This window comes from Tabrizicola sp. (assembly GCF_031377265.1).
GTDB lineage: Bacteria > Pseudomonadota > Alphaproteobacteria > Rhodobacterales > Rhodobacteraceae > JAUYQR01.
Genome location: NZ_JANMET010000302.1, coordinates 1 through 6,414, shown reverse-complemented (window position 1 = coordinate 6,414; position 6,414 = coordinate 1). Strand labels below are relative to the sequence as shown.

Sequence of the window (6,414 nt, the reverse complement as noted above, 5' to 3'; positions counted from 1 at the left end):
CCCATGCCGCGCAACTTGCCCTTGGCGGCCGATGCGGCGCGGCGTTTCTCGAACCCCGCGACGTCGGCCATCTGCATCGCTTTGTCGAGCGTCGCGTGATAATCGCCGGTGTCATAAGCCAGCGCGACCGGTGTGGTATAGGGGAACATATCCTTGGTGATGAAGTTCTTCCGCCGCACCTCGAACGGGTCGAGGCCCAGCTCTCGGCACATCTTGTCGACGACGCGTTCAATCGAATAGGTCGCCTCCGGCCGCCCTGCCCCACGATAGGCATCGACCGGGGCCGTGTTGGTAAACACTGTCTTCAGGTTCACGTAGACGTTCGGCACCTTGTAGGGACCGGCCATCAGCGTGCCATGCAGGAAGGTTGGCGTCACGGTCGCGAAGTTCGACAGATACGCCCCCACATTCGCCAGCGTCTCGGTACGAATGGCGATGAAGTTGCCCTCCAGGTCGCAGGCAAGTTCGATCTTGGTCACATGGTCGCGGCCATGCGCGTCGCTGAGAAAGCTTTCCGACCGCTCGGCCGTCCAGCGTACCGGGCGGCGCAATTTCTTTGCCGCCGCCAGAACCAGCGCCTCTTCGCCATAGTGATAGATCTTCGAGCCAAAGCCACCGCCAACATCGGGGGCCACCACTGTCAGCTTGTTTTCCGGGATGCCAAGCACGAAAGCCGCCACCAGAAGTCGCGTCAGGTGCGGGTTCTGGCTGGGGGTCGTCAGCTTGTAATCGCCGGTGCCGGGGAAGTACTCGCCAATGCTGGCGCGCGGTTCCATCGCGTTCGGGACCAGTCGGTTGTTGACCAGTTCCAGCGTGGTCACGTGCGGCGCGGATCTGATCGCAGCATCGACCTTGGCGCGGTTGTCTTCGATCCAGCCCCAGTCAAAGCAGACATTGTCGGGGATCTCGTCATGCACCCGGTTGGCCGTGTTGGCGACCGCGGCGGCCATGTTCACGATTGCGGGCAGTTCCTCGATGTCGCTGTCATCGGCGATGGCTTGTGCGGCATCGCGAGCCTGTTGATAGGTTTCAGCCACCACTGCGGCATAGGAATCACCGACATGACGCACCTTGCCATGTGCCAGCACCGGGCGCTTTGGCTCGCGCATCGGTGTGCCATCGCGAGAGTTGATCAGCCAACCTGCAGGGTTGCCACCCACGGCGACAAAATCCTCGCCGGTGAACACGGCCTGCACGCCGGGCATGTCCGCGGCGCGCTGGGTGCCTACAGATTTGATCCGCCCGTTCGCCACGGTGGAGCGGACCATCACCGCGTGAAGCTGTCCATGCAGCGCGATGTCATCGGTGTAGTTGCCCACACCGGTCAAAAAGCGGATATCCTCGCGGCGCTTTGAGCTGGCGCCAATTCCGTGATCCTTCGGCATCTGATTCCCCTATTCGGCTGCAACGGCGGCGACGCTCTGCCCGGAGGCAGCCATCACGGCCTTGACGATGTTGTGATATCCGGTGCAGCGGCAGATATTGCCCTCCAGCCCGTGGCGCACTTCGGCCTCGGTCGGCTTGGGGTTTTCGGCCAGCAGCGCGGCAGATGTCATCACCATGCCCGGCGTGCAGAACCCGCATTGCAACCCGTGATAATCCTGAAACGCCTGTTGCAGCACACCAAGGCTGCCGTCGGCATTGGCCATCCCTTCGATGGTCTTCACCGTCGCGCCGGCCACATCCTGCGCGAAGATCGAGCAGGATTTCACCGCCTTGCCGTCAACATGCACGACACAAGCCCCGCACTGGCTGGTATCGCAGCCGATATGCGTACCGGTCAGGCCCAGCCCGTCGCGCAGGAAGGACGACAGCAGCGTCCGCCCCTCCGTCTCACCCGAAACGGATTTGCCGTTCACGGTCATCGTGACTTTAGTCATTCTCTTCCTCCCTAGGATATTGTCGCTTGCCGCCAGGGGTTAGCCCCCGATCAATCGCTTGAACCAACCCTTCTTCTTTTCGACCCCTGAATCAACATCTGCGTTTTCTGCGATGTCATCTTCCGCCTCATCCGGGCCTTCGACCGCATCCTGAAAGCGGGCAAAAAAATCGTCCGCCATCTTCTTGGCAAAACCGTCGATGATGCGGCTGCCAAGCTGCGCGATCTTGCCGCCAACCGATGCCTCTACATCATAGGTCAGGCGGGTGCCCTCGGGGATCGGTTCCAGCGTCACCACCGCGCCGCCCTTGGCAAAGCCCGCAGCACCACCTTTGCCTTCGCCGGAGATCCTGACCGACCGACCTTCGACGATATCGGTCAGATGCACAACGCCAGCAAAGCGCGCTTTGACCGGGCCGACTTTTTGCACGACCGCCGCCTCGAAGCCTTCTGCGACGCTCCCGGTCAGGCTTTCACACCCCGGAATGCAGTCTTTCAGAACATCCGGGTTCAAGATGGCCTGCCAAACGGTTTGCGGTGTTGCCCTGATCTCGCGGCTATCAGTCAGTTTCATTGCTGCGACTCCTCCACCTTGAGTGACAGCCTAAGCTAGAACTGGACAAGGTTAAGCGAAATCTGCGCTGCATCGGTAACGGTTAGGGCAACAGCGCATGTTCCCGCCCACCGACCACCCGCCGACTTGCAGCCGCTGTCCGCAAGCCGCTAAACAACAACGGGAAATCACCGGAGCTTGCCTATGCCTTTCACCCGCCGCACGGCTCTTTGCCTTGTGCTCGCAGCGCCACTTCTGGGTGCCTGCGGGCGACCTTCTCGCGATTCCACCCCGTCACGCGGCGATCTGCACCCCGGCGAGACGCCCGAGATGCGGGCGCTGATCCGCAAATACGCGGCCATCCACGATATCCCCGAAAGCCTGCTGCACCGGATCATCCAGCGCGAGAGCGATTACAATGCGGGTGCAAGAAACGGCCCATACTATGGCCTGATGCAAATCCTGCCGCAAACCGCGCGAACGATGGGCTATCAAGGGTCGCCCGAAGGTTTGCTGGATGCAGAAACCAACCTGCAATATGCGGGCCGCTATCTACGCGGGGCGTGGATCGTCTCGCACGGCAGTGAGGATCAGGCGGTGATGTGGTATGCCAAGGGCTATTACTACGAGGCCAAGCGTCAGGGTCTGCTGGAGGAAACCGGGCTGAGGGCCTAGGGCGTTCGGTTTAGTACCAGCTGTCTGGTTCGGAAGCTTTGCGGCGGGCCACGAAATCATGCAGCGCATCGCGCTTGGCGACGTCAAGCGGTGGGGCCTCAAATTCGGCCAGACGCCTTTTCCAAAGCCGGTTGGCCCGGATCGCCGCGTCCTCTGACCCCGCCGCCTCCCACTTCTCAAACGGTTCGTTGTCGGACAGATCGCTGTCCCAGAATGCGGTTTCATAGTGCTTCATTGTGTGCGAGCAGCCGAAGAAATGGTTGCCTGGGCCCACCTCGGCAAACGCATCGACGGCAAGCTGATCGTCGTCGATCCTGATCCCGTCCAGATAGACGTGCAGCGCGCCGCAAAGGTCGGCATCCAGCATGAATTTCTCGTAGGACATGCTCAACAGTCCATCCAGAAAACCTGCCGAGTGCAGGATGAAATTTGCGCCGCAATGCACGGCGGCAAGCATGCTAATGGTGCCTTCCATCATCGCCTGCGCATCCGGCAGTTTGGAGGTCGTGAAGTTCCCTGAACAGCGCAGCGGCAGGTTCAGCCGCCGCGCCAGTTGCCCGATCACCTGGCTGCCAATTGCAGGTTCTGGCGTTCCGAACGTGGGAGAGCCGGAGCGCAGGCTCATCGAACTGAGGAAGTTGCCGAAGATCACGGGCGCGCCTTTGCGTTCCAGCTGCGTCAGGGCGCAGCCAGCCATGGTTTCGGCCAACGATTGCACGATGCCGCCGGCATTAGTGACCGGTCCCATCGCGCCGCCAAGAATGAACGGTACGATCACCGCCGCCTGATTGGCCCGCGCATAGGCTCGCAGGCTGTTGGTCATCGTGCCGTCCCAGACCAAAGGTGAATTTACGTTCACATTCCCCAAGATAACGCAATATTCGTTCACAAACGCCTCGCCGAATAGAATCCGGCTCATCTCGATACTGTCTTCGGCGCGGGATTCCGAGGTGACGGAGCCCATGTACGGCCGGTCCGACAGTTCGATATGCGCCAGCACCATATCCAGATGGCGCTTGTTCACCGCGATATCCGTCGGCTCGCAGATCGTACCGCCAGAGTGATGGAAGTTCGGGCTGGATTGCGCGAGCATGATGAAATTGCGAAAATCGTCCAGTGTGCCAAAGCGGCGGCCACGATCCAGATCCATCACGAATGGGCTGCCATAGGCAGGCGAGAACACCACGTTGCGCCCGCCGATCTGTACTGAATTCGCCGGAGTGCGGGCGTATTGGGTGAACTCGGCGGGGGCCGACTTCAGGATTTCGCGCAGCATGCCGGGCGGGAATTTTACCAGCAACCCTTGAACATCGGCACCAGCCTTGCGCCAGTGATCGAGCGTCACCGGGTCATCGCGAAACTCGATTCCGGTTTCCGCCAGCACCCGATCAGCCGCGGCTTCGATGCGGATCAGGTTTTCCTCGGACAGAACGTCGTAGGTTGGAATGTTGCGTACAATGTAGGGCCGCCCGATGCCACCGCCCTTGGCTGCGCGCTGGATCTGCCGCGCCTGACGCCCCGATCTTGTCTTGACCTCGTTCATCCCGCGCCCCTCCCGGTTGGCAAGGTCAGCAGACGCCCGACGCGCCTGCACGTCAGCGACAGGGGCGACGGTTGAAGGTCAGTTCTCGCCGTTCAGGTGATTACGTCCGGGGCGTTGCGTCCGGTATGCGCTGCGATGCCTGCCAAGCTGTGCGCCGCACGGATCACCGGCGCCAGCGCCTGTTGTGCATCCAGCGCAAGGCCGTCAGGCCCCGCGGCGTAGCGTTCCAGATAAACCCTCAACGTCGCCCCTTCGGTGCCCGTGCCTGACAGCCGGTAGACAATGCGGCTGCCGTCCGAGAACATGACGCGCACCCCCTGGCCGGTGCTGACTGAACCATCAACGGGGTCGGTGTAGGCGAAATCATCGGCGGCACTGACCGTCATCCCCTCGATCTGCCGACCCGGCAAGCCCGCAAGGCTGGCGCGCAAGCTGGTGAACATGGCATCGGCCTTGTCGGTGGCAATCGCTTCGAAATCATGGCGGCTGTAGTAATTGCGCCCGTATTTCGCCCAGTGTTCTGCAAGGATGTCGGCAACCGATTGCTGGCGCACTGCCAGAATGTTCAGCCATAGCAGGATCGCCCAGAGGCCATCTTTTTCACGCACATGGTCAGACCCGGTGCCGAAGGATTCTTCGCCGCAGATGGTGGCCTTGCCCGCATCAAGCAGGTTGCCAAAGAACTTCCAGCCGGTCGGCGTTTCGTACTTGCCGATCCCCAGGGCATCCGCCACCCGATCAGCTGCTGCCGAGGTGGGCATCGACCGCGCGACGCCTTTCAGCCCGGCCTTGTAGCCCGGGGCCAGATGCGCGTTCGCGGCCAGCACGGCAAGGCTGTCAGAGGGCGAGACATAGATCCCACGCCCGACCACCATGTTGCGGTCGCCGTCACCATCCGAAGCCGCGCCGAAATCGGGCGCGCCCGCACCCATCATCTCGTCCATCAGCGCCTTGGCCCAGGTGGGATTGGGGTCTGGGTGCATTCCGCCAAAGTCCGGCAAGGGTGTGCCGTTGACCACGGTGCCCTTCGCAGCGCCAAGCCGCCGTTCCAGAATATCGGTCGCATAGGGGCCGGTGACGGCGCACATGCTGTCCATCCGCATCCGGAATCCGGCCTTGAACATCGCTGCAATGGCCGCGAAGTCGAACAGCGTTTCCATCAGCGCCGCATAGTCGGCCACCGGGTCCACCACATCGACAATCATGCCGCCAAGGTCGTGTCGCCCGATCCGGCCGAGATCGACATCCTGCGCTTCGAGAACACGATATTCGCTGATCGTGGTCGTGCGGTGATACATCGCGTCGGTCACGCCTTCGGGCGCGGGGCCACCGTTTGGCATGTTGAACTTCACGCCAAAGTCTTCGGTCGGGCCGCCGGGATTGTGACTGGCAGACATGATGATGCCGCCGTCGGTCTGGTGCAGGCGGATCAGGTGGCTGGCCGCCGGCGTTGACAGGATCGCGCCCTGCCCGACGATCACCCGCGCAGCCCCATTCGCCGCTGCCATCCGCAAGATCACCTGCGCCGCCCGGACGTTGAAGTAACGCCCGTCGCCGCCGAGCACGAACGTCTTGCCAGCTGCCCCCACCACATCGAAAATCGACTGGACGAAATTCTCCAGGTAGTGCCGCCCCATGAACACCGGGGTCTTCTTGCGCAACCCCGAAGTGCCGGGCTTTTGTCCCGCAATCGGGGCGGTCTGGACGGTGGTCATGGTGACTTTCCTCCCTTGGGCTGGCCGGAAACCGACCGGAACAGCAAGA

At 61.9% G+C, this 6,414-nt stretch carries 6 protein-coding genes; 1 reads left to right on the top strand and 5 read right to left on the bottom strand.

Annotated elements, in window-relative coordinates; genetic code table 11:
* The 3 genes from RMO18_RS16715 to RMO18_RS16705 all read right to left on the bottom strand — a co-directional run.
* The coding region (locus RMO18_RS16715) for a xanthine dehydrogenase family protein molybdopterin-binding subunit (protein WP_309667433.1) at window positions 1-1,385 on the bottom strand (1,385 nt) is incomplete at its 3' end.
* A 9-nt stretch (window positions 1,386-1,394) separates the two neighbouring features.
* On the bottom strand, window positions 1,395-1,880 hold the full coding sequence (locus RMO18_RS16710; RefSeq protein WP_309667432.1) for a 2Fe-2S iron-sulfur cluster-binding protein: 486 nt from the start codon (window positions 1,878-1,880) through the stop codon (window positions 1,395-1,397).
* A 39-nt stretch (window positions 1,881-1,919) separates the two neighbouring features.
* Window positions 1,920-2,453, bottom strand: a complete 534-nt coding sequence (locus tag RMO18_RS16705) for a carbon monoxide dehydrogenase subunit G (protein WP_309667431.1) — start codon at window positions 2,451-2,453, stop codon at window positions 1,920-1,922.
* Window positions 2,454-2,636: 183 nt separating this feature from the next.
* On the opposite strand from RMO18_RS16705, the gene RMO18_RS16700 reads away from it, so the two are divergent.
* Window positions 2,637-3,107, top strand: coding sequence for a lytic transglycosylase domain-containing protein (locus RMO18_RS16700; RefSeq protein ID WP_309667429.1), 471 nt, complete (start codon window positions 2,637-2,639; stop codon window positions 3,105-3,107).
* Window positions 3,108-3,117: 10 nt separating this feature from the next.
* On the opposite strand, the gene RMO18_RS16695 is transcribed toward RMO18_RS16700, so the two are convergent.
* The gene (locus RMO18_RS16695) at window positions 3,118-4,650 is read right to left on the bottom strand and encodes a trimethylamine methyltransferase family protein (RefSeq protein WP_309667427.1); all 1,533 of its coding nucleotides are present in this window, start codon (window positions 4,648-4,650) and stop codon (window positions 3,118-3,120) included.
* Between the two features lie 92 nt (window positions 4,651-4,742).
* Window positions 4,743-6,365: an alpha-D-glucose phosphate-specific phosphoglucomutase gene (locus tag RMO18_RS16690; protein WP_309667426.1), complete on the bottom strand. Its 1,623-nt coding sequence runs from the start codon at window positions 6,363-6,365 to the stop codon at window positions 4,743-4,745.
* Window positions 6,366-6,414 lie beyond the last annotated feature (49 nt).

What these genes read in the sequence shown, in the direction of transcription:
- RMO18_RS16710 (WP_309667432.1), bottom strand. Translation starts at nt 1,880, where the DNA reads ATGACTAAAGTCACGATGACCGTGAACGGCAAATCCGTTTCGGGTGAG.
- RMO18_RS16705 (WP_309667431.1), bottom strand. Translation starts at nt 2,453, where the DNA reads ATGAAACTGACTGATAGCCGCGAGATCAGGGCAACACCGCAAACCGTT.
- RMO18_RS16700 (WP_309667429.1), top strand. Translation starts at nt 2,637, where the DNA reads ATGCCTTTCACCCGCCGCACGGCTCTTTGCCTTGTGCTCGCAGCGCCA.
- RMO18_RS16695 (WP_309667427.1), bottom strand. Translation starts at nt 4,650, where the DNA reads ATGAACGAGGTCAAGACAAGATCGGGGCGTCAGGCGCGGCAGATCCAG.
- RMO18_RS16690 (WP_309667426.1), bottom strand. Translation starts at nt 6,365, where the DNA reads ATGACCACCGTCCAGACCGCCCCGATTGCGGGACAAAAGCCCGGCACT.